A 22241-nucleotide genomic window follows, 5' to 3' on the forward strand; every position below is an offset into this window, starting at 1 on the left:
GGCGAAACAAAGCGGCGCGAAATAAAAAGGGGCGGCCCGAGAGCCGCCCCTTCCGCTTTTAGAAGTCCACCTGCACCGAGACCCACAGGCGGCGGGGCTCCTGGTTGTTGGTGTATTCCGGGGCGTAGGCCACCGGCGTCCCGTAGGGCAACTGGCGTACGAAGTCCTTGTTGAACAGGTTGTAGACCGTGGCGTTCAGGGTGACCGCCTCGGTCGCCTTGAACGACCCGCCCAGGTGGAACAGGCTGTAGGCCTTGAAGTCGCCCAGGGCGACGCGGGCGGGCCCCTCGCCGCGATAGCGCTCGCTGCGGTATTCGCCGCGCACCCAGGCGTTCACCCGGTCGGTCACCCGCCAGCGCAGGTTGCCGTTGACCATGTGCTCGGGCGTGTCGGTCAGCTTGCGGCCGGCCTCGGCCCCGCTCTTCTGCTCGCTGTCGGTGAAGGTGTAGTTCAGGCCCAGCGTCCAGTCGTCGGCGAAGCGCCAGCGCGCGGCCGCCTCGATCCCTTGCGTCACCGCCTCGTCGATGTTGATGCTCTGGCCGAAGGTGGCCGCGTTGGGGAAGAAGCCGACGTCGACGCAGCCGGCCGGACGGCCCTGGCCCGAATTGTACTGCGCCTGGGTCAGGCCGAAGGCGCAGTTGGTCACCGGCGGGCCCGAGGCGATCTTGTCCTCGAACTTGTTGTGGAAGACCGTGACGTTGGCGGTGAAGCCGTCCTGGTTGTCGTAATAGGCGCCGGCCTCGGTGCTGGTGCTGGTTTCCGGCTGCAGGCCCGGCGAGCCCAGCAGCGGCAGGCGGCCCTGCTGGCCGAAGCCGTTGATGCCGGGGGCCAGCTGCTCAAGGCGCGGGGTCTTGAAGCCCTGGCTCACGCCCCCCTTGAAGGTCCAGTTCTGGTTGGCGTTCCAGACCAGGTAGGCGCGCGGGCTGAAGTGGCCGCCGAACACGCTGTGGTCATCGTGGCGGGCGCCCAGGGTCAGGGCCAGGCCCTCGGTGAAGCGCCACTCGTCCTCGGCGAACACGGCCCACTGCTCGTGCACGAACGGCTGCGGCGCGACGCCGTCCTTCATCTCGGCGTCCCAGTACTGGCCGCCGATGGTGAAGGTGTGGTTCTTCCAGCGCGAATAGAGCTTGGTGTCGAAGATGGTGTTGGTCGACTCCAGGTCACGCGCGCCGCCAGCCCCGGCCACGCCTTTGGGGATGATCCGGCCGATGGTCTCGGTCTTGGCCTGCGAGAGGTTGCTCTCGACCTGGCCGAAGGGCAGGCGCCAGTTGTGGGCCAGGGCGATCTGGCGACGGTTGAACTCCAGGGCGTTGGCGTAGCCGCCGGCCGTGGTGTTGGTGCCCATCTGGCCAGCTGAGTTGTCGTACCACTGGGTGGACTCGTCGATGTCGAGCCACAGGTCGTGGTCGGCGTGCGGCGTCAGGGTCAGGCGCGCGCCGATGGTGCGCAACTCGCTCTTGGTGGCGCTGCGGCCGAAACCGGTGATCGGCGCATCGACGCCGCCGACGTTCTCGAAGGTCAGCTTGGAGGCTTCGCGGTTCAGGAAGCTGCCGCGCACGGCCAGGCCCAGCAGGTCGCGGACGATCGGGCCGTTGGCGTAGAGGTTGCCGCCGTAGAGATTGCCGAACTCGTCGTCGCCCTGCAGCGTGCCGTCCAGGCTGGCCGTGCCGCTCCACTTGGTCCCGACCTTGCGGGTGATGATGTTGACCACCCCGCCCATGGCGTCCGAACCGTAGAGGGTCGAGACCGGGCCGCGCACCACCTCGATGCGCTCGATGGCCGCCACCGGCGGCAGGAAGCTGGTCGAGGTCTCGCCGAAGCCGTTGGGCGTGACGCTGCCGGCGGTGTTCTGGCGGCGGCCGTCGATCAGGATCAGCGTGTAGTCGCTGCCCATGCCGCGGATGTTGATGTTAAGGCCGCCGGTCTTGCCCACGGCCGAACCGACGTCGACGCCTTCGACATTGGTCAGCACTTCGGCCAGGCTCGCCGCGCGCATCTCTTGCAACTCCTCGCGCGGCACGACGGTGACGCTGGCCGGGGCGTTGACCAGCTTCTGCTCGAAGCCGGCGGCGGTGACGACGACGCCGTCCAGGTCGGCCGCGTCCGGCGCGGGTTCGGCCGCCAGGGCCGCGCCCGACAGGGCCAGGGCCGCGGCGGACCCCATCAGAACGGAAGCAAACGTGACGCGCGACATCCCCAACTCCAGTCAAGCTTCTTGCGAGTGAGTGTCGCTATCAGCCCGACGAGCCGGAGAACCAAGCGCTTTGACCGCGCCGAAATGATTTGAAACTAGCCAGCAACGCAGGCGCAAGGATCGCGCCCGCGTGCAGGCCCATCCGTCAGCCTGCGGATCAGCTCTTGGGAGCCTGCAACTTGCTGCGCAGCACGTCGATCAGCTCGATCTTGAACACCAGGGTGCTGCCCGGCGGAATGTCGGCCCCCGCCTGGTTGTCGCCATAGGCCAGGTCGGCGGGCACATAGAGCATCCACTCGTCGCCCGGACGCATCAGTTGCATCGCCTCGATCCAGCCGGGGATCAGGCCGCGCAGCGGGAACGAGGCGGGCACGCCGCGTTCGTAGGAGCTGTCGAACACGAAGCCGTCGAGGCGCTTGCCCTCGTAGTGGACCTTGACCTCGTCGATCGGGCGCGGGTGCAGGCCATCGGCCGGGCCCGACCGGATCACCTTGTACTGCAGGCCGCTGGGCAGGGTGACGACGCCCGGCTCCTTGGCGTTCTTGGCCAGGAAATCCGCGCCGGCGGTCTTGGCGGCCGACACCGCCGCCTGCCGCGCGGCCAGGTCTTCCTTGGAAGGACCGCAGGCCGCCAGCGAAACGCTGGCCAGGGCGGCGAGAAGAAGGAACCGAGCGCGCATGAAAGTGTTTCCGATGGCCAAATCCGCGTCCTGAGCTAGCAGGCCTGGCGCGAACATCAATCATTCCGTGCTTGGAACGCATTCCCGACACCGTTGTCACGCAACGGTGGTGGCGCGTTCCGGGGGCGCGCTCTAGAACTCTGTCCATCCGAGACACAGAAACGAGGTGCTCATGAAACCCGTCCGCAAGGCCGTCCTTCCCGTCGCCGGCTTGGGCACCCGCGTTCTGCCCGGGACGAAGTCGACGCCGAAGGAGCTCCTCAACGTCGTGGACCGGCCGATCCTGTCCTATATCGTCGAGGAAGGCCGCGCCGCCGGCATCGAGCACTTCGTCTTCGTCACCGGCCGCGGCAAGGGCGCGATCGAGGACTATTTCGACCACCAGGTCGAGCTGGAGATGCAGCTCGAGGCCAAGGGCAAGCTCGAGATCCTCAAGCAGCTGCGCGACGAACTGCCCAAGCCGGGCGAGATGAGCTTCGTGCGCCAGATGGCCCCGCTGGGCCTGGGCCACGCCGTCTGGTGCGCCCGCGACATCATCGGCGACGAACCGTTCGCCGTCCTGTTGCCCGACGTCATCGTCGACTCCCCGAAGTCGGCGCTGAGCCAGCTGATCGAGGTCTATGACCAGGTCGGCGGCGGCAACGTCATCGGCGTCGAGGAAGTGCCCGAGAGCGAGACCCACAAGTACGGCGTCGTCGCCCCCAGCAAGGTCGAGGGCCGCCTGGCCACCATGAGCGGCATGGTCGAGAAGCCGCCCAAGGGCACGGCCCCGTCGAACTGGGCCATCGCCGGCCGCTACATCCTGCAGCCGGAGATCTTCGACCTGCTGGCCAGCCAGGAAAAGGGCGCCGGCAACGAGATCCAGCTGACCGACTCCATGGCCAAGCTGATGCAGGACCAGGCCTTCCACGCCTATGTCTACGAAGGCGACACCCACGACTGCGGCGACAAGATCGGCCTGCTGAAGGCCAATGTCGCCCTGGCCCTGAAGCGCCCGGACCTGGGCGAGGCGGCCCGCAAGGCGATCTCGTCGCTGTTGTAGGCTACGGCGCGAGAACCCCGCCCTTCGACAAGCTCAGGGTGAGGTTCTCGAATGCACGGCTTGCGATCTGGTCCTCATCCTGAGCTCGTCGAAGGACGAGGACCACGCACCGCAAACAGAAAGGGCCCCTCTCCGGCTGGAGAGGGGCCCTTCTTCATTCAGGAACCAGCCGACTAAACCGTGCGCGGCGGGTAGCCGTGCTCGCGCAGGGCGTCGATGACTTCCTGGGTGTGCTGGGCGTCGCGGGTCTCGATGGTGATGTCGAACTCCGCGCCCTTGGCCGGCACGTCGAGCGCCAGGCGGTTGTGGTTCACCTCGATGATGTTGGCGCCCATCGTCCCGATGACGTGCGAGACGGTCGACAGCAGGCCCGGGCGGTCGTCGCCGACGATGCGCAGGGACACCAGGCGCTGGGCGCGCACCAGTTCGCGGGTCAGCACCGAGGCCAGCAGGCGGGTGTCGATGTTGCCGCCGCAGAGGATCAGGCCGCACTTCTTGCCGCGGAAGCGTTCCGGATAGGCCAGCAGCGCCGCCAGCGACGCCGCGCCGGCGCCCTCGGCGATGGTCTTCTCGACGTTGCAGTATAGCGAGACGGCCTGCTCCAGGTGCGGCTCTTCCAGCAGCAGCACATCGTCGATCAGCGGCCGGGCCACGGCGTAGGTCAGCTCGCCGACCTGCTTGACCGCCACGCCCTCGGCAATGGTCTGGCCGCCGCAATGAGCCTGCACGCCGCGCATCTTGGCGGTGAAGGACGGATACATGGCCGGCTCGCAGCCGACGATGCGGATGTCGGGCTTCACGGCCTTGGCCGCGGTGGCCACGCCGCTGATCAGGCCGCCGCCGCCGATCGGCACCGGCAGGATCTCCAGGTCCGGCGCGTCTTCCAGCATCTCCAGGGCGATGGTGCCCTGGCCGGCCATGATGTCGTAGTCGTCGAACGGGTGGACGAAGGTCAGGTCCTGCTCGGCGCACAGCTTGCGGGCGTGGGCGTTGGCGTCGTCGTAGGTCTCGCCTTCGATGACCACGGTGGCCCCGAAGTCGCGGGTGTGCTGCACCTTCACGAAGGGGGTGGTCTTGGGCATGACGATAGTTGCGGGCACGCCCAGGCGGGCGGCGTGATAGGCCAGGCCCTGGGCGTGGTTGCCGGCGCTGGCGGCGATGACGCCGCGCTGCTTCTCCACGTCCGACAGCAGCAGCAGCTTGTTGAGCGCCCCGCGCTCCTTGTAGGCGGCCGTGAACTGCAGGTTCTCGAACTTCACCCACACCTCGGCGCCGGTGATCTTCGACAGCGTCCGCGAATAGCGGCACGGGGTGCGCTCGATGTGGCCGGCCAGACGATCGGCGGCGGCGCGGATGGCGGTGATGTCGAGGGTCATGTGCAGGCCCGTACTCCCTGGCGCTCTAGGTCCGCAAGCCTTTGTCGTGACGGCGTCGCCGCCGCCACGCGCCAGGCTCAGCCGGCGTGATAGGCTTCCAGCACCTCGTCTGGCGTGCCCAGCGCCCGGATCTGGCCGTTGTCGAGCCACATGCACTTGTTGCAGAACTGCCGGAGCAGACCTTCGGAGTGGGTCGCCAGCATCATGGTCTTGGACGTGTGGACGAAGCCGGTCATGCGTTCGTAGGCGCGCTCGGCGAAGTGGGTGTCGCCCACGCCGAACACTTCGTCGACGATCAGGATGTCGCGCTTGAAGTGCGTGATCATCGCGAACAGGATGCGCAGCTTCATGCCCGACGAATAGGTGTCGAACGGCAGGTGGTAGAAGGCGCCGATGTCTGCGAAGGTCTGGACGTCCTCGTCGAAGGCCTGGATCTCGGCCTTGTTCAGGCCGGCCAGCTTGCCGGTGAAGTGGACGTTCTCCTTGGCGCTGCGTTCGCCGTTGATGCCGATGCCCAGGTCGATCAGGGTGCCGATGCTGCCCTGCACTTCCAGGCGGCCGCCCGAGGGCTTGAGATAGCCGGCGGCCGTGCGCAGCAGGGTGGACTTGCCTGAACCGTTGCGGCCGATGACCCCCATGCGGTCGCCCTCGCTCAGCGAGAACGAGATGCGCTTGAGGCCCTGCACCAGTACGGGTCCGGCGCCCTGCTTCTTCATGAAGCGCTGCGCCCCCGAACGGGCCAGGGAGTAGAACAAGGACATCTCCCGCCCCGATGCGTACACCGGGAACGTGACCTCCAGGCCGTGTGCGTGGATACCGATCGTCAAGACTACTACCTCGGCTTATTCGACTGACCAGGACGGCCGGTTCAGTCGATCGTTTGTGCGTACCACCAGAGCCATTCCCATTCGGTTGGATCCGTCAGGACGGGCTCGGGCAAATATCTCAGTTCGGGCGTCGACAGCGGCCGTCGAGGCACGATGCCGATGTCCGTTTCGGCCAGCCACCGCTCGACCTGCGGCGTACGGCCATCTCGGAAATTATGGCGGCTTCTTTGCGGCACGAAGAACGCCTTGGGCTGGTGGGCCTCGAGGCCTTCGACGATGCTCTCGAGCTTGAGGCGCACGGCGTCCACGCCGCCCATGTAGGTCAGATGCCAGCCGCCGCGGGTGATGTAGGCCGTGTCCGCCCGCATGGCGCCGTCGGTCCACAGGAACGCCGCGCGGTCGCCGTCGCCGCGCCGGCAGGCGGTCGCGTCCAGCGTATCCAGCTGGCCGACCCGGCAGAGCACCGAACCCAGCCAGAGGGGGGAATTGACGTAGGCGTGGGGCAAGCCGTTGATGAAGTGCTTGCGGTAGACTTGCACCAGGACGGCGAACGGCTTGGTCCGCAGCGCGGCGACGGCCACCGGGATCGCCGCGGGATCGGGAATCTCGTCGACATCCGAGATGATCACGGTGTCGTCCTTGCCCGCGCCGATCATCTCCAGGCCGCGGGTGATGGCGTTGCGCTGGAAGTTCTCCAGAACCCAGCGATCGGCCTCGTGGCGCGGGTTCACGCGCGGCCAGTCGCAGAGCTTGACGTAGCAGATGCGCTCGCGCGGGACCGGCAGCTGGTCGAGATAGTCTTCCAGCACGAAGCCCTTGCGCACGCCCGAATGGGTCACGCCCATCTCGACGACGACGAACTTGTCGACCACGTGCGCGAGCGTGGCCATCCGAAGCTTCAGCAGGCCGAACTCGTTGTAGAAAGTGCAGGCGTCGATGATCACGACCGCGGCCTCACGAGCAGGCCGACGATCTTGTACCCCGGCCAGGCCTCATGGTCGCTTTCGCGGCTGGTCTTGGCGACCAGCTCGACCTCGAAGCCGTCGGCATGCAGCGCCAGCACGTCGTCTCGCGACGGCAGCACGAAACCGAGCTCGCGATGATAGTCGTGGCGCCCCTCCGTGGACATGCGGAGAACGCAGATCACCGCACCCTCGGGCCCGACCAGGTTGGCGAAGCTGCGCAGCACGCCCAACGGATCGGCGGTCTCGTTGATCATAGTGTCCATCACCACGGTGTCCGCGCCGCCGATGCGACCGGAACGGGCGATGTCGGCCAGTCGCCCCTCGGCGCTCCGCCAGCGCTTGGGCAGCAGGGCCTTCAGCGACAGCGCCGGCGTGGCCGCATAGTCGACGACCTCGGCCCCGGTCTCGCGCAGGGCCGCGAGCAGCAACGGGTTGGCGCGCGCGAACAACAGGATCTTGCGACGCGGCCGCGGCAGGCACGACAGGGCCTGGCCGACGAAATAGCTGTCCCAGAGTTCGTGCCCCTGAAACGGATAGTTCGTCTCCTCGGCCACCGCGGACGGCGCGGCGAGCAGGATCTCGTCGTGCATCCGGATCGCGGCGTTGAAGAAGGCCCGCTCGTCGTGCACCGTTTCCGGAAGCCTGTTCATCCCGCTACCCTCGAGGCGCGATCGATCCTGCCTGCCCGCGTTTCGCTCACAGGGAGACCGAGATCCGCCAGTAGGAGCGGCTGAACACCAGGGCGCCGAGCACGAAGACCAGCACCGCCGCGCCGCCGCCGGCGACCCAGTTCAGCGTCGTGGGGAAGTCGCCCAGGAGCGGACCGCGGACGATCTGCAGCAGGTGATAGGCCGGGTTGGCGACCAGGACCGGATTGGTGGCGCCGTTCAGGGCGCCCTTGTCCCAATAGACGGGGGTCAGGATGGTCAGCACCGAGGTCAGCGCCTGGGTGGCCGGACCCAGGTCGCGGAAGCGCACGCCCAACGGACCGAGCAGCAGCATCACCCCGACCGCGAACAGCACGGTGAGGAACAGTCCGACGATCGACAGCAGCATGTGGAAATGCAGCGGCAGCTTGGCCAGCACCCAGAACAGCAGGATCGCCGGAAGCTGGTGAAGCATGATCACCAGCATGTTCAGCACGCTGCGGATCACGTACGAGGCCAGCGGATAGCTGCTCCCCAGGATCCAGGTCTTGTAGCGGAGGAAGACGTTCGGACCGTCGGCCAGCGCGCCCAGGATCGGCGTGAAGAAGGTCAGGCCCAGGCCGACATAGACCACGTACTCGAGGAAGGGGCGCTTGAACACCGCGCCAAGCAGGAAGCCGATGCCCAGCATCATGGCCAAGTGGGCCAGGGCCAGCCACCACGGGCCCAGGATGGTGCGCTTGTACTTGGCCGTGACATCGTCCCAGGCCATGACGAAGATGGCTCGGATATCGCGCGGCGTCGCGAGCAAATCCTCGAAACCATTGCGGAAACGAATGTAGGGGCCGGCGCCGATCATCAAACCTCCAGCAGGACGCGTCGCGCGCCTGTCAGCCTTAACGCCGGAAAGCACGGCCGGCGAGAACTCAAACCCGTTTCGCGCCTACGTGCAGCAGGGTCAGATCGAACGGACGTGGCGAAGTAGCAACCTCTGATGCACTTTCCAAGGGCTGCCAACTGGTAATCTGGAAACCATCCAATAAAGCGCGGAGACGTTCTTCTCCGTACACACGGAAGCCCGCGCCGGCGTCGAACGCGAACTCGCCGGCGTGCGAGAACGCCACTGAGATCGCCACATGCGCATCATGGGCGAGGACCTCGCGAAGGCGCGCCATGAGGGCGAAATCGTCGGGTATGTTCTCGAAGATGCGGAAGGCGAACGCCGCGTCGAACAGCCGGTCGACCGGGCCGGGCAGCGCCGGGGCATAGGCCAGGCGCTCGGGGAAGGTCGCCATGACCTCGGCCCAGTTTCGGCGCGCCTCGGGGTCGAACCGATCGGCCGGCAGGACGTCGGCGACAGTGAAACCGCCGTAGTAGGCCGACGCAAACAGGCCGAAGAAGCTTTCCGGCGCCGCCAGTTCGATCGCCGACCGGCCGAGGTCGACCGGTATGGCCGCCAGCGCGCGCTCGTATTCCCATCGCCGGTCGTACTCGGGCGTCACGCCGTGGAAGAACCCGGCAGGCCGAGCGTCATAGGCGCGGCCCTCGGTCAACGCGTTCACGATCGACGCGTATTCGGCGAGGAAGTTGCCCTGCGGGTAAGGAACGTGGACCATGAAGGCGACGGTTCTTGAGCTCAGGCGCCGACGGCTTGCCGGTCGAAGAATTCGATGTAGCCGGCGGCGTCGAAGCAGCGGTCCCAATAGACCGACTCCCGCGCCTTGGCCTGGGCGGCGGTCAGCTTCAGCGGCGGCGAGGCCAGCACCTTGACGATGGCGTCGCGGAACGCGTCGGGCGTGTCGGCGACCAGCACGCCCGGGGCGTTGGCGAACCGCTCGAAACCGCGCATCGCGATCGAGGTGGCCACGACCCAGCGCCCCGAGGCCAGGGCCTCGGCGGTCTTCAGGTTGCTTCCGCCGCCGAACTGGATCGGCAGGATCACCGCGTGGGATCCGCGCTTGAGCGCCTCGAGCTCGCCGTCCGAGACGTCGGCGAAGAACTGGCAGCGCCGGCTGTTGGCGTGGATCTGGGCCTGGTACACGCCGTTGCCGAAAATGCCGTGGGAGACCCCGCCGCAGATCGCCACGCTCTTTTCGGGCGGGAAGAAGAACAGCCCGTTCTTCAGCACCAGATGCAGGAAGCCCTCGATATTGGGCGGATAGGCGCTGCCGACGAACAGCAGATACTTGCGACCCTCGTAGATGTCGCAGGCGCGCTCGTCCTCGGGCGTCGGCGTCACCGGGCGCGAGACCCCGTTGGGAACGACGAACACCGGCACGTCGGGAGCCGCGGCGCGATAGTGCTCGGCGTCCGACTCCGAAACCGCGACTATGGCGGCCGAGGCGCACGAAAGCTCGCGCTCGAGCGCGGTGATCGCTTCGGCGACCTCGCGGGCCTTGGCCTCCGGCGCGCCGGCCTTGACCAGCATCTTGTGCTTCAGCGGGGCCTCCCAGTTCTGGGAGGAGTAGATCACCGGCGTGTCCGCCGCGACGCCCTCGGCGCGCAGCCGCTTGACCAGCGGCCACAGGAACGGCTGCTCGAGCTGGATGAAGTCGGGCGCGAGGCGTTCCACCAGGCGGGCGAAATGGGCATAGGCCTCAGGCGAGGTGGCGGCGAACTCGCCGGCCTGCAGGTCGCCGACCAGCGGCAGGCCGCGCCACGCCATGCCCGGGTAGCGCAGGGGCAGGTCGTTGGGGCCGACCGCCGCGCCGGAATAATGGTCGGGATCGTAGACCGACGCATTGACGAACTCCCAGCCGCCGGCGACCAGGCGCTGGGAGAAGGCGTGGATGCGCCGCTGCCCGCCATGGATCGGCTGCACGACGGGATAGGTCGAAAGGCTGAGAACCCGCGGCATTCTACAGATCCTTCAGCCGGGCGAAGAACAGGTCGGCGGCGGCGTCCCAGGTGACCGGCTTGTGGGTCTTGGCCACCCGCCGCTCCAGGGCCGTGCGGGCGGTCTTGTCGTTGAACATCCGGACGATCGCCTCCGACCAGCCCAGGGTGTCGAGCGGGTCGATGTACTCGACCAGATCGCCGCCAACCTCCTCGAGCGAGCCGGAACGGCTGGAGAGACAGGCCTTGCCGTGTCCCAGCATCTCGGCCAGGGGCAGGCCGTAGCCTTCGTAGAACGACGGGAAGAGGCCCAGGTCGGCATGCTTGTAGAGCAGGTCGAGCTCGGCGTCCGAAATGTTCGAGAGCCGCACGATGGTTTCCTGCGCCACCGGATTGGCGTCCATCTCCTGGATCAGGTCGCCGACCGCCCAGCCGCTGCGCCCGACGAACACCAGACGGTGCTTGGCCGGGTCCAGGCGCCCCTCGTCCATGGCGCGCGTCCAGGCCTGGTAGAGCGTGCGATGGTTCTTGCGCGGCTCGATCGTCGAGACGAAGAGCGCGTAGCGCTTGCCTTCCAGCTCGGGCGGGAGCTCCGCGGGCGGCTCGGCCTCGCCGGACTCGCGCTTGGCTGAGACCACGTCGCAGCCCAGGGGGAAGGCGTCCGAACGGGGCGCGGGAATGCCGAACTGCTCGCAATAGCGCATCATGTCCCGGCGGGTGGACTCGGAGATGCACATGCAGGCGTCGGCGACCCAGAACAGCTCGCCGAAATAGTCCTTCAGCAGGTTCACGTACGACGGCACGACGAACTGCGGCATCATCTGCGGGATCAGGTCGTAGACGATCGCCGCGTAGGAGAAGCCATGGACCTTCTTCAGCTCGTAGATCGCCCGAAGGTCCTTGTATTCCCAGTCCAGGCCGCCGGAGATGATCCGGGTGTCGGCGTCGAGCGCGATCTTCCCGATGACGACGTCGGCCAGCGGGACGATGGTCGACTTCGGCTTGGGCGCCGAGCGCGCCTCGGCCTCGTAGCGCCGGACATCGGCGATCTCGGTCAGGGAAAAGCGGCGGCCGCGCACGCGCTGCACCGCCTGATAGAGCCTGGGATGCCGCAGCACCGCCTCGCGCGCCCGGAAGCGCCAGCTCTCGGGCGGCGCCGGCAGCTCTTCGGCGGGCAGGTCGAACGACACCGTGATTTCGCCCGCCAGGATCGGGGCGACCGCCTTGGGATCGATCTGCTTGAAGCACCGCTCCGCGCGGTCGTAGACGCAGAAGCCCATGTCGGCCGACAAGGCGGCCCGGCGGGCGAGTTCGCGCTCGACGCGCACGATGCCAACGGCGTGCCCGGACCAGCGAGCGGACGTCGAAAGATCGAAATAGCTGTTCAAAGACAACGCCCCGGAGTGAACCGCCGCATTCAGCTCGGCGTCTTGACCAGGCCGCGCCTCGCGAGGGGCGCCGCCTGGTCCGAACCGAACGCCTCTTTAGAAGGAGGCGCCGGCCTTGTTACGTCGCATGTCCGCCTCGACCATGATGCGGCACAGTTCCTCGAGCGAGGTCTTCGGCTCCCAGCCGAGCGCGGCCTTGGCCTTGGCCGGGTCGCCCAGCAGCAGCTCGACTTCCGAGGGACGGAAGAAGCGCGGGTTGATCTTGATCAGGGTCTTGCCCGTCTTGGCGTCCAGGCCGACTTCGTCGACGCCCTCGCCCTTCCATTCGATGGCGATGTCGAGCGCCTTGAAGGTCATCTCGACGAAGCTGCGGACGGTTTCGGTGCGGTTGGTGGCCAGCACGAAGGTGTCGGGCGTGTCATGCTGCAGCATGAGGCGCATGCCTTCGCAGTATTCGGCCGCGTAGCCCCAGTCGCGCTTGGCGTCCAGGTTGCCGAGCTCCAGCACGTCGGCCTTGCCCAGGACGATCTGGGCGGCGGTGTTGGTGATCTTGCGCGTCACGAACTCTTGGCCGCGCAGCGGGGACTCGTGGTTGAACAGGATGCCGCTGCAGGCGAACATGTCGTAGGATTCACGGTAGTTGACCGTGAGCCAGTGGGCGAACAGCTTGGCGGCCGCGTACGGGCTGCGCGGATAGAACGGGGTGTCCTCGTTCTGCGGCACGGCCTGCACCAGGCCGAAGATCTCCGAGCTCGAGGCTTGGTAGAAGCGGATCTTGGAGTTCACCATCCGGATGGCTTCGAGCAGGTTCAGCGGACCCACGCCGGTCATCTGGGCGGTGGCGACCGGCTGCTCGAACGAAACGCCGACGAAGCTCTGGGCGGCGAGGTTGTAGACTTCTTCGGGCTGGTACTTCTCGATCAGACGGAAGGCCGAGCCAATATCGAGCAGGTCGTACTCGACCAGTTCGAGATTTTCGTGCCCCAGGGCGCCGACTTCGGACAACCGCCAGAAATTGACCGAGCTGCCACGACGGTACGTACCGTAGACTTTATAGCCACGCTCGAGGAGGTTAGACGCCAAGTAGGCTCCGTCCTGGCCGGTAATGCCAGTGACCAATGCCGTCTTCATAAGGACCCCCGCGATTCGAAATGGAGCAATGCTGGCTGCGCGTACAATAGCCCAAGCCGGAATCCAAGCGATTATGCCTTCAAGTTGTAACCGCCCGCGCCTGCTGAAGAACTCCCCCATGCACATGGAGGCCGCATGCGCCGCCTCGTCCGCCCGGCAATTTATCGATGCGCGGCCCGTCGGGATAAGCTAGGAGCGAACGCAAGGGGTCGCCCCGAACTCGCGGGCGAGGTCGGCGGCGTCCGTCGCGAGACGTTTCATCGTGAGCGGAGACGCGGCGCCGCCCCTGGCGAGGGCCTGGCGCGCTTCGCTATGTCAGCAGCTGGGTTGGATGCGTGGGTAAGCCGGAAGATCAACGGGTGCTCGTCACCGGAGCAGGCGGCTTCGTGGGGCGGGCGCTGCTGGGCCAATTGCAGCACACCTGGCCGTCGGCCGCCTTCCTGGCCACCGCGCGCAGGGATGGCGACGCCGCCGCCCTGGGCCCTCGCGTACAAACTGCCTGCGTCGACCTGTGCATGGACCAGGCCGTGGACCCCGTCATCGAGGCGTTTCGCCCGACCACGGTCATTCACCTGGCGGCCCAGTCGAGCGTTCACCTGGCCGCCTCCGCCCAGCTCGACATGTGGCGCGGCAACTTCCTGGCCACCTACAACCTGATCGAAAGCCTGCACCGCCACGCCCCGGACGCGCTCTTCGTGTTCGCCAGCAGCGGCGAATGCTACGGCCGCACCTTCCTCGACCACGACCAGGTCACCGAGGACGCCCCTCTCCAGCCGACCAACGCCTACGGCCGCTCGAAGTCGGCCTCCGAGTACATGATCCGGGACGTCCACAAAGGCCCCCACCTTATACTGCGGATGTTCAACCAGATCGGACCCGGCCAGGACGAGCGGTTCGTCACCTCCTCGTTCGCCGCCCAGCTGGCGCGCATCGAGCGCGGCGAGGCGCCGCCGACGATCAAGGTCGGCGACCTGTCGGCCGAGCGCGACTTCTGCGACATCGCCGACATGGTCCGCGCGGCGAACCTGCTGCTGAGCAACGCGGACGCGCTGGATCCTGCCTCGACCTTCAACATCTGCTCCGGCCGGACGCGATCGATCCGCTCGGTGCTCGACACGATGCTCGGCCTGACCTCCGTCGACGTGTCGGTCGAGGTGGACGCCGAACGCCTGCGCCCCTCGGCCATCGCCAGGGCGGGCGGCTCGAACGCCGCCATTCACGCGGCCTGCGGCTGGCGGCCCGAGATGGCGTTCGAAGACACGCTGCAACGCCTGCTCGACTACTGGCGTACGCGCCTGGCGGCCTGAAAACGGGCGCCGACGCCCGTCGATTGCGTCCTTCCGCCGCGTTGGTCCGGGTCGAATCTGCGGCGACTGTAAAAAACGATCGCACAGAACGAATAATTTCCAATTCGTTGGATATGCGTCACTCCTGATACGCGCCGCGTTCCAGGGGGGCTTGGCATTGGCGTGCGTATCTCGACGGAAGATCGGCGAACAGGCGGAGGCGCTGGATGGCGACCATCAACGGCACGGCGGGTGACGACAATCTGGTCGGCACCGGAGGCGACGACATCCTCAACGGCGGCGGCGGCAACGACACCCTTTCGGGGCTGGGCGGCGCGGACGAGCTGAACGGCGGCGCCGGAGAGGATACCGTCAGCTACGCGACCGCCGGATCGCGCGTCGAGGTCTATCTCGAGGGCACGCCCAGCCAGAACGTCGGCGACGCCCATGGCGACAAGTTCACCTCGATCGAGAACATCATCGGTTCGAACTTCGACGACGGCCTCTATGGCGGCGCGGGCGACAACAAGCTCTACGGCCTGGGCGGCGGCGACACCCTTTACGGCGGCGCCGGCACCAACTGGCTCTATGGCGGCGCGGGCGACGACAACCTGGTCGGCGGCGTGGGCGTGGACCACTTCGACGGCGGGGCCGACGACGACATCGCCAGCTACCAGCTGGCCAACGCCGGCCTGATCGCGTCGCTGGCCGACTCCAGCATCAACACCGGCTGGGCCGCGGGCGACACCTACGACGCCAGCGTCGAGAACCTGACCGGCACCAACTACAACGACACGCTCTACGGCGACGCCGACGCCAACCAGCTGTGGGGCCTGGCGGGCGACGACCGGCTGTTCGGCGGCGACGGCTACGACGTGATCATCGGCGACGCCGGGGCCGACTACATGGACGGCGGCGCGGGCGGCAACTATCTCGACTACGAGACCTCGCCCACGGGGCTGACGGTCTCGCTGAAGGATCCGTCGATCAACACCGGCCACGCCGCCGGCGACACCTATGTCAACTTCCGCGACCTGGCCGGCTCGTTCTTCGGCGGCGACCGGCTGTACGGCGACGACAACGGCAACAACATCCTGGGCCTGACCGGCGACGACTTCCTCTACGGCGAAGGCGGCGACGACATCCTGTCGGGCATGGGCGGCGCCGACTTCATGGACGGCGGCGCGGGCTTCGACTGGGTGTCCTACGCCAAGGTGACGGTGGCCGACGCCCTGGCCGTGACCGTCGACCTCAGCGACCCCACCCGCAACACCGGCGACGCCGCGGGCGACACCTACGCCAGCATCGAGGGCATCATCGGCAGCGCGTTCGGCGACAACCTGACCGGGTCGGCGAGCGGCACCGTGATCCAGGCCGGCGACGGCGACGACCGCCTCTACGGCCTGGGCGGCTACGACACCCTGCTCGGCCAGAACGGCAACGACCTGATCGAGGGCGGCGGCGGCGGCGACAGCCTGGACGGCGGGGCCGGCTCGGACACCGCCGGCTTCCGGCGCGCCACGACCGGCGTCTATGTCGACTTCACCAACCTGTCCCACAACACCGGCGACGCGGCCGGCGACCTCTACTATTCGATCGAGAACCTCGCCGGCTCGGACTTCGCCGACGTGCTGCGCGGCGACGCCGGCGCCAACGTGATCACCGGCTACGAGGGCCAGGACACCCTGTACGGCGGCGCGGGCGCGGACACCTTCGGCTTCAACCGCAGCGGCGGCGCGGTCGACGCCATCCTCGACTTCGTGGCCGGCCAGGACAAGATCGCCCTGGATCGCGCGGGTTTCGGCCTGGGCGCCTCGGGCTCTCTGGCCACGGCCGGCGTGGCGTTCGTGGTCGGCGCCAGCGCGACGACCACCGCCCCGACCATTCTCTACAACGCCGCCACCGGCGCGATTTCGTGGGACGCCGACGGCTCCGGCGCCGGCGCGGCGGTCCAGTTCGCCCGCATCGGCGCCTCGACCCTGCGGGTGGCCGAGAGCAACCCGATGACCGCCCGGTCGATCGGCAACGGCGCGCCGACCACCCACACCACCGGCTGGAAGGTCGCCGCCACCGGCGACTTCAACCACGACGGCACCGACGACGCGCTGTGGCTGAACACCAATACCGGCGAGACCGATCTCTGGATCATCAACGGCATGGAGTGGCGCCGTTCGACCACGCCGGGCAGCCACGGCGCCGGCTGGGACGTGGCCGGCGCGGCCGACTACAACGGCGACGGCGTCGACGACATCCTGTGGTGGAACGCCTCGACCAACACCGCCGACATCTGGTTCCTCAACAACGGCGCCTGGGCCGGCTCGACCAATCCGGGCAGCCACGGCGCCGGCTGGACGATCGCCGGAACCGCCGACTTCAACAACGACGGCCGCGCCGACATCCTGTGGCGCAACACCTCCACCGGCCAGCTGGACGGCTGGCTGCTGAACAACGGCGGCTTCTCGACCGGCTTCACGCCGGGCGACAACAAGGGCACGGACTGGAAAGTCGTCGGCATGGGCGACTTCAACGGCGACAAGAACGCCGACATCCTGTGGCGCAACACGGCCACGGGCCAGGTCGAGGCCTGGCTGATGGTCAACGGCGTCAAGACCGGCAGCTTCGTGCCCGGCGCGTACAGCACCGCGTGGGAAGTCCAGGGCATCGCCGACTTCAACAATGACGGCGTCAGCGACGTGCTGTGGCGCAATCCGACGACCGGCCAGGTCGACGGCTGGCTGCTCAAGAACGGCGCCTGGGCCGGCTCGTTCTCGCCGGGCAACTACAACACCAGCTGGGAAGTCGCCGGCCTGGGCGACTACAACGGCGACGGCAACGCCGACGTGCTGTGGCGCAACGCCAGCAGCGGCCAGATCGACGCCTGGCGCCTCCGCAGCGGCAACTGGACGGGCTCTTCCGACCCGCGCACGCACGGCTCGGACTGGGCTCTGGCGGCCACCGGCGACTTCAACGCCGACGGCACCCAGGACCTGATCTGGCGCAACAACTACACGGGCGCGGTCGACGGCTGGTACATGCGCAACGGCGCCCAGTCGGGCAGCTTCAACACCGGCGGCCATGGCGCGTTCGAAGTGGCGGCCGTGGGCGACTTCAACGGCGACGGCACCGACGACCTGATTTGGCGCAGCCCCGAGAACAGCGCGCTCGACGGCTGGTACATCAAGTCCGGCGGCTATGCGGGCGCCTTCGCTCCGGCCTCGCCGGGCGCGGACTGGACCCTGTTCGGCGCCGGCGACTTCAACGCCGACGGCACCGACGACCTGCTCTGGCGCAACGCCAAGACCGGCGTCACCCAGGCAAGCCTGATCTCGAACGGCCAGCAGGTCGGCTCGTACACCCTGGGCGCCTACAATCTCGACTGGAAGGTCCAGGGCGTCGGCGACTTCAACGGCGACGGCACCGCAGACGTCCTGTGGCGCAACCCGCAGACCGGCCAGGTCGACCTGTGGCTGCTGAAAAACGGCGCCTGGGCCGGCTCCTATTCGCCGGGCTTCTACAACACCGACTGGCAGTTCGCCGGCATCGGCGACTTCAACGGCGACGGCACCGACGACATCCTGTGGCGCCAGCAGTTCAGCGGCCAGATGGACATCTGGACCCTGCGCGACGGCAACTGGGCGGGCTCGTTCGATCCCGGCGCCATGCCGGCGGGCTGGACGGTGGCCTCGGTCGGCGACTTCAACCACGACGGCGTCGACGACATCATGTGGCTGAACGCCGCCACCGGCGAGGTGAAGGAGTGGATCGTCACCCCGCCGAACACGGCCCCTTCGGCCGGGGACTTCATCATCGCCTGACGTCGATGTGACATACCGGAAACCCGGCCGCGGAATTCGCAATTTTCCGCAGCATTGGCCTTGCAACGCCCGCCACAACAAGCTTCAACCGAAAGGTAGCGCTTGTTGTGGCGGTTAACGTGCAAGTTGATGTGATTTCTTACCGAACGCAGAGCCCCGAGCTCGACGTCGTGGTCTCTTCCGAAGTCGCGCGTCTGGGCTCTCCTCTCCTGGAAATCGCCCAGACCCAGGGCGCCGACACGGTGCCGGGCAACGCGTCGACGACGTTCACCTTGAGCAGCGTCACCTTCGGCTGGATCAACTCGGCGAACGACACCGACTGGTATCGCCTGCAGGTCGAGGCGGGGCGGACCTACACGATCGCGCTCTCCAGCTACACGATGAGCGGCAACGCGGCGGGAACCTCGCTGCCCGACCCCTACCTGCGCATCTACGACAGCAGCGGCCTGCTGATCGGCGAGAACGACGACTCGCTGACCTCGCTCGATTCCCGCTACAGCTACACGGCGACCAGTTCGGGCTACATCTACGTCTCGGCCGGCTCCGCCGACGGGCGTCCGGGCAGCTACTCACTGTTGGCGGTCAGCGCGGCGACCCCGACCGACAACATTCCCGACACCACCTCCACCACCTCGGTGCTCACGGTGGGCGGCAGCGTCAGCAGCCAGATCGACTTCGCCAGCGACACCGACTGGCATCGGATCACGCTGAACGGCGGCCAGGGCTATGTGTTCGCGCTGAACGCGGCGACCTCGGGCGGCCTCGGCGACCCCTTCATCGAGATCCGCGACGCCAGCGGCAAGATCGTCGCCTCCAACGACGACGGTCCGAACGGCCTGAACTCCGAGGTCCGCTTCACCCCGACGACGGCCGGCGTCTACTACGTCACCGCCCGGGCCTTCTCGGACGAAACCGGCCGCTACACCCTGACGGCCCAGCAGATCGGTCCGCAGGACCCCGTCGACACCATCGACTGGGGCACGAAGCTCAACACGTCGGAGGTCCGGATCTACTTCGCCGGCGCCGGCCAGACCTTCGGCGGCTATTCCGCCGATCGCGCCTGGACGAACGAGGAAATCCGCTCGGTGATGAACGTCACCTCGGCGATTTCGGCCGTGGCCAACGTCCGGTTCACCGTCGTCACCGACCGCAGCCAGGCCACGATGGTCATGGTGCTGGATTCCGGCCTCGACGACGGCGTGGCCGGCATGATGACGACCCCGCCCTCGTCGCCGGCGATCGGCGTCTTCTCGCCGACCCTGGCCAGCTGGAACGCCGAAAGCCTCAACATCGGCGGCATCGCCTACAGCACCATCCTGCACGAAATCGGCCATGGCCTGGGCCTGGCGCACCCGCACGACGCCGGCGGCTCGTCGGAGGTCATGGAAGGCGTCCTGTCCGAGTTCGGCTCCTACGGTTCGGCCGGGCTGAACCAGGGCGTCTACACGATCATGTCGTACAACGACGGCTGGCCCTCGGGCCCGGCCGGCAAGTTCGTCTCCTACAGCTACGGCGGCCAGGCCGGGCCGATGGCGCTCGACATCGCGGCCCTGCAGGACAAGTACGGCGCCGTCGCGGCCAACACCGGCAACACCGTCTATTCCCTTCCCATCCTGGACATCACGGCGTCGGCCTATTACCGGGCGATCTGGGACACAGGCGGCGTGGACACGATATCGGCGTCCAGCGCGCTCGACGCGGCCGTCATCGACCTGCGCCCCGCGACCCTGCTCAACGCGCCGGGCGGCGGCGGTTTCGTCTCCTACGTGGGCAAGGTGAACGGCGGCCTGACGATCGCCGCCGGCGTGTGGATCGAGAACGCCATCGGCGGCTTCGGCGCCGACATCCTGATCGGCAACGAACTGAACAACGTCCTCAAGGGCAACGCCCAGGGCGACACCTATACCGGCGGCCTGGGCTCGGACACCTTCGTGCTGCAGACCGGCAGCAAGGACTTCATCACCGACTTCGTGGTCAATGTTGACAAGATCGGCCTCGACCGCGGCGATTTCGGAACCCTGACCGGAACGACCCTGGCCGATTCCGGCATCACCTTCCAGCTCGGCTCGGCCGCCACCGGCGCTGGCCGCACGCTCTTCTACGACACCTCCAACCGCACGCTCTACTGGGACGCCGACGGTTCGGGCGCGGGCGCCGCCGTGGCCATCGCCCAGCTGGGCCGGGCCAGTATGACCACGGTGTCGTCGCCGGCGACGCTGTCGATCGGCAGCATACGCCCGATCTCCTACGGCTCGGAGTGGAGCACCGCCGGCTCGGCGGACCTCAACGGCGACGGCCTGCAGGACGTGATCTGGCGCAACGGCAAGAGCCTGTACGAGGCCTGGACCATCGACGGGTTCCAGGCGTTCGACTCCATGGCCCCGGCCGACATGACCGGGCGCGCCATCGCGGGCCTGGGCGACTTCAACGGCGACGGCAAGGACGACATCCTCTTCCGCGACACGGCCACCGGCGCGATGGAGATCCGGACGCTGAACGGCTCCACGCTGACGTCCCTGGCCTCGCCCGGGGTCCGGAGCACCGAATGGGCCGTGGCCGCGGTCGCCGATTTCAACGAAGACGGCCACGCCGACATCCTGTGGCGCAACACCGCCACCGGCCAGCTGGCCGGCTGGATGATGCGCAACGGCGGCTTCACGGGCGACTTCACGCCGGGCGACAACAAGGGCTTGGACTGGAACGTCGTCGGTTCGGGCGACTTCAATGGCGACGGCGACGCCGACATCCTGTGGCGCAACGCCACCACCGGCCAGGTCGAGGCCTGGCTGATGAGCGGCGGCGTCAAGACCGGCAGCTTCGTGCCGGGCGCCTACAGCACCGCCTGGAACGTGGCCGGCATCGCCGACTTCAACAATGACGGCGTCAGCGACGTGCTGTGGCGCAATCCGACGACCGGCCAGGTCGACGGGTGGCTGCTGAAGAACGGCGCATGGGCGGGCTCGTTCTCCCCGGGCTTCTACGACACCACCTGGCAGGTCGCCGGCCTTGGCGACTACGACGGCGACGGCAACGCCGACGTGCTGTGGCGCAACGCCGCCACGGGCCAGACCGACGCCTGGCGCCTGCGCAGCGGCAACTGGACAGGCTCCTACGACCCGGCCCGCGCGCTGTCGGACTGGAAGCCGGCCCTGTCCGGCGACTTCAACGGCGACGGCTCCATCGACGTGCTGTGGGACTACAAGTTCAGCAACGCCTACACCGGCTGGCTGATGAGCGACGGCCGCAACGCCGGGGCCTTCAACCTGACCGTCTCGGGCGCCAGCAGCGTGGTCGCGGTGGGCGACTTCAACAGCGACGGCGTCGACGACGTCGTCTGGAGGACCGACGCCGGCGGTTACCTCGCCAGCTTCATCAAGGACGGCGTGCCCAACCAGGGCAGCATGACCATCATCGCGCCCGGCTCGGAATGGACCCTTTTCGGCGCGGCCGACTTCAACGCCGACGGCGGCGACGACTTCCTGTGGCGCAATAGCCAGACGGGCGTCACCCAGGCCGTCCTGATGAAGAACGGCGTCCAGACCGGCGCCTACACCCTGGGCTCCTACAACCTCGAATGGGGCGTGCAGGGGATCGGCGACCTCAACGGCGACGGCACGGCCGACATCTTCTGGCGCAACCCGCAGACCGGCCAGGTCGACCTGTGGCTGCTGAAGAATGGCGCCTGGGCCGGTTCCTACTCGCCGGGCTTCTACAACACCGACTGGCAGTTCGCCGGCATTGGCGACTTCAACGGCGACGGCACCGACGACATCCTGTGGCGCCAGCAGTTCACGGGCCAGATGGACATCTGGACCATCCGCGACGGCAACTGGGCGGGTTCGTTCGATCCCGGTTCGATGGCCGCGGGCTGGACGGTGGCCGCGGTCGGCGATTTCAACCATGACGGCGTCGACGACGTCATGTGGCTGAACACCGCCACCGGCGAGGTGAAGGAGTGGATCATCAACCCTCCCAACAGCCCGCCTTCGGCCGGCGACTTCATCATCGTCTGACCCTGACCTGGACCCAACTTCGGCACGCCGCGACGCAGCCATC

15 protein-coding genes are annotated in these 22241 nt (G+C 67.6%); 4 read left to right on the forward strand and 11 right to left on the reverse strand.

Going from position 1 to position 22241, the window contains the following annotated elements:
* Nucleotides 1–58: 58 nt before the first annotated feature.
* Together V6S85_RS04120 and V6S85_RS04125 are read right to left on the reverse strand one after the other, a co-directional pair.
* Nucleotides 59–2194, reverse strand: a complete 2136-nt coding sequence (locus V6S85_RS04120; RefSeq protein WP_334348141.1) for a TonB-dependent receptor domain-containing protein — start codon at nucleotides 2192–2194, stop codon at nucleotides 59–61.
* A gap of 157 nt (nucleotides 2195–2351) precedes the next feature.
* The gene (locus V6S85_RS04125; RefSeq protein ID WP_116569472.1) at nucleotides 2352–2873 is read right to left on the reverse strand and encodes an FKBP-type peptidyl-prolyl cis-trans isomerase; all 522 of its coding nucleotides are present in this window, start codon (nucleotides 2871–2873) and stop codon (nucleotides 2352–2354) included.
* Nucleotides 2874–3045: 172 nt separating this feature from the next.
* Between V6S85_RS04125 and galU the strand changes: the two genes are divergently transcribed.
* Nucleotides 3046–3915, forward strand: a complete 870-nt coding sequence (galU, locus tag V6S85_RS04130) for a UTP--glucose-1-phosphate uridylyltransferase GalU (RefSeq protein WP_334348142.1) — start codon at nucleotides 3046–3048, stop codon at nucleotides 3913–3915.
* 173 nt (nucleotides 3916–4088) lie between these two features.
* Here galU and V6S85_RS04135 read toward each other — a convergent pair whose 3' ends face one another.
* The 9 genes from V6S85_RS04135 to gmd form a co-directional block, all read right to left on the reverse strand.
* A complete protein-coding gene (locus tag V6S85_RS04135; protein ID WP_116569470.1) occupies nucleotides 4089–5291 on the reverse strand; it encodes a threonine ammonia-lyase in 1203 nt (400 codons plus the stop codon).
* Between the two features lie 77 nt (nucleotides 5292–5368).
* Nucleotides 5369–6046, reverse strand: a complete 678-nt coding sequence (locus V6S85_RS04140; protein ID WP_334348143.1) for an ABC transporter ATP-binding protein — start codon at nucleotides 6044–6046, stop codon at nucleotides 5369–5371.
* 113 nt (nucleotides 6047–6159) lie between these two features.
* A complete protein-coding gene (locus tag V6S85_RS04145) occupies nucleotides 6160–7062 on the reverse strand; it encodes a hypothetical protein (protein WP_165829021.1) in 903 nt (300 codons plus the stop codon).
* A complete protein-coding gene (locus tag V6S85_RS04150) occupies nucleotides 7059–7733 on the reverse strand; it encodes a hypothetical protein (protein WP_116569467.1) in 675 nt (224 codons plus the stop codon). The genes V6S85_RS04145 and V6S85_RS04150 overlap by 4 nt, the downstream gene beginning before the upstream one ends.
* A 46-nt stretch (nucleotides 7734–7779) precedes the next feature.
* On the reverse strand, nucleotides 7780–8589 hold the full coding sequence (locus V6S85_RS04155; protein ID WP_116569466.1) for an ABC transporter permease: 810 nt from the start codon (nucleotides 8587–8589) through the stop codon (nucleotides 7780–7782).
* Between the two features lie 67 nt (nucleotides 8590–8656).
* Complete coding sequence (locus tag V6S85_RS04160) at nucleotides 8657–9346, reverse strand: hypothetical protein (RefSeq protein WP_116569465.1); 690 nt, start codon at nucleotides 9344–9346, stop codon at nucleotides 8657–8659.
* 20 nt (nucleotides 9347–9366) lie between these two features.
* On the reverse strand, nucleotides 9367–10587 hold the full coding sequence (locus V6S85_RS04165) for a glycosyltransferase (RefSeq protein ID WP_334348144.1): 1221 nt from the start codon (nucleotides 10585–10587) through the stop codon (nucleotides 9367–9369).
* A 1-nt stretch (nucleotide 10588) separates the two neighbouring features.
* A complete protein-coding gene (locus tag V6S85_RS04170) occupies nucleotides 10589–11953 on the reverse strand; it encodes a glycosyltransferase family 4 protein (protein ID WP_116569463.1) in 1365 nt (454 codons plus the stop codon).
* A 96-nt stretch (nucleotides 11954–12049) separates the two neighbouring features.
* Complete coding sequence (gene gmd, locus V6S85_RS04175; RefSeq protein WP_116569462.1) at nucleotides 12050–13084, reverse strand: GDP-mannose 4,6-dehydratase; 1035 nt, start codon at nucleotides 13082–13084, stop codon at nucleotides 12050–12052.
* A gap of 335 nt (nucleotides 13085–13419) precedes the next feature.
* Here gmd and V6S85_RS04180 point away from each other — a divergent pair, with 335 nt between their 5' ends.
* The 3 genes from V6S85_RS04180 (at nucleotide 13420) to V6S85_RS04190 (ending at nucleotide 22198) form a co-directional block, all read left to right on the forward strand.
* Nucleotides 13420–14391: a GDP-mannose 4,6-dehydratase gene (locus V6S85_RS04180; RefSeq protein ID WP_334348145.1), complete on the forward strand. Its 972-nt coding sequence runs from the start codon at nucleotides 13420–13422 to the stop codon at nucleotides 14389–14391.
* Between the two features lie 206 nt (nucleotides 14392–14597).
* Nucleotides 14598–18185 carry an FG-GAP-like repeat-containing protein gene (locus tag V6S85_RS04185; RefSeq protein ID WP_116569460.1) on the forward strand — a complete coding sequence of 1196 codons (3588 nt, stop codon included), beginning with the start codon at nucleotides 14598–14600 and terminating at the stop codon, nucleotides 18183–18185.
* Between the two features lie 170 nt (nucleotides 18186–18355).
* The gene (locus V6S85_RS04190; protein WP_334348146.1) at nucleotides 18356–22198 is read left to right on the forward strand and encodes an FG-GAP-like repeat-containing protein; all 3843 of its coding nucleotides are present in this window, start codon (nucleotides 18356–18358) and stop codon (nucleotides 22196–22198) included.
* Nucleotides 22199–22241: the final 43 nt, after the last annotated feature.

It is taken from the genome of Caulobacter sp. CCNWLW153, from assembly GCF_036889365.1.
GTDB lineage: Bacteria > Pseudomonadota > Alphaproteobacteria > Caulobacterales > Caulobacteraceae > Caulobacter > Caulobacter radicis.

Excerpts from the sequence above, each read along its gene's own strand:
- V6S85_RS04120 (WP_334348141.1), bottom strand. The coding sequence starts at position 2,194 with ATGTCGCGCGTCACGTTTGCTTCCGTTCTGATGGGGTCCGCCGCGGCC.
- V6S85_RS04125 (WP_116569472.1), bottom strand. The coding sequence starts at position 2,873 with ATGCGCGCTCGGTTCCTTCTTCTCGCCGCCCTGGCCAGCGTTTCGCTG.
- V6S85_RS04185 (WP_116569460.1), top strand. The coding sequence starts at position 14,598 with ATGGCGACCATCAACGGCACGGCGGGTGACGACAATCTGGTCGGCACC.
- V6S85_RS04155 (WP_116569466.1), bottom strand. The coding sequence starts at position 8,589 with ATGATCGGCGCCGGCCCCTACATTCGTTTCCGCAATGGTTTCGAGGAT.
- V6S85_RS04160 (WP_116569465.1), bottom strand. The coding sequence starts at position 9,346 with ATGGTCCACGTTCCTTACCCGCAGGGCAACTTCCTCGCCGAATACGCG.
- V6S85_RS04165 (WP_334348144.1), bottom strand. The coding sequence starts at position 10,587 with ATGCCGCGGGTTCTCAGCCTTTCGACCTATCCCGTCGTGCAGCCGATC.
- V6S85_RS04150 (WP_116569467.1), bottom strand. The coding sequence starts at position 7,733 with ATGAACAGGCTTCCGGAAACGGTGCACGACGAGCGGGCCTTCTTCAAC.
- V6S85_RS04135 (WP_116569470.1), bottom strand. The coding sequence starts at position 5,291 with ATGACCCTCGACATCACCGCCATCCGCGCCGCCGCCGATCGTCTGGCC.
- galU (WP_334348142.1), top strand. The coding sequence starts at position 3,046 with ATGAAACCCGTCCGCAAGGCCGTCCTTCCCGTCGCCGGCTTGGGCACC.
- gmd (WP_116569462.1), bottom strand. The coding sequence starts at position 13,084 with ATGAAGACGGCATTGGTCACTGGCATTACCGGCCAGGACGGAGCCTAC.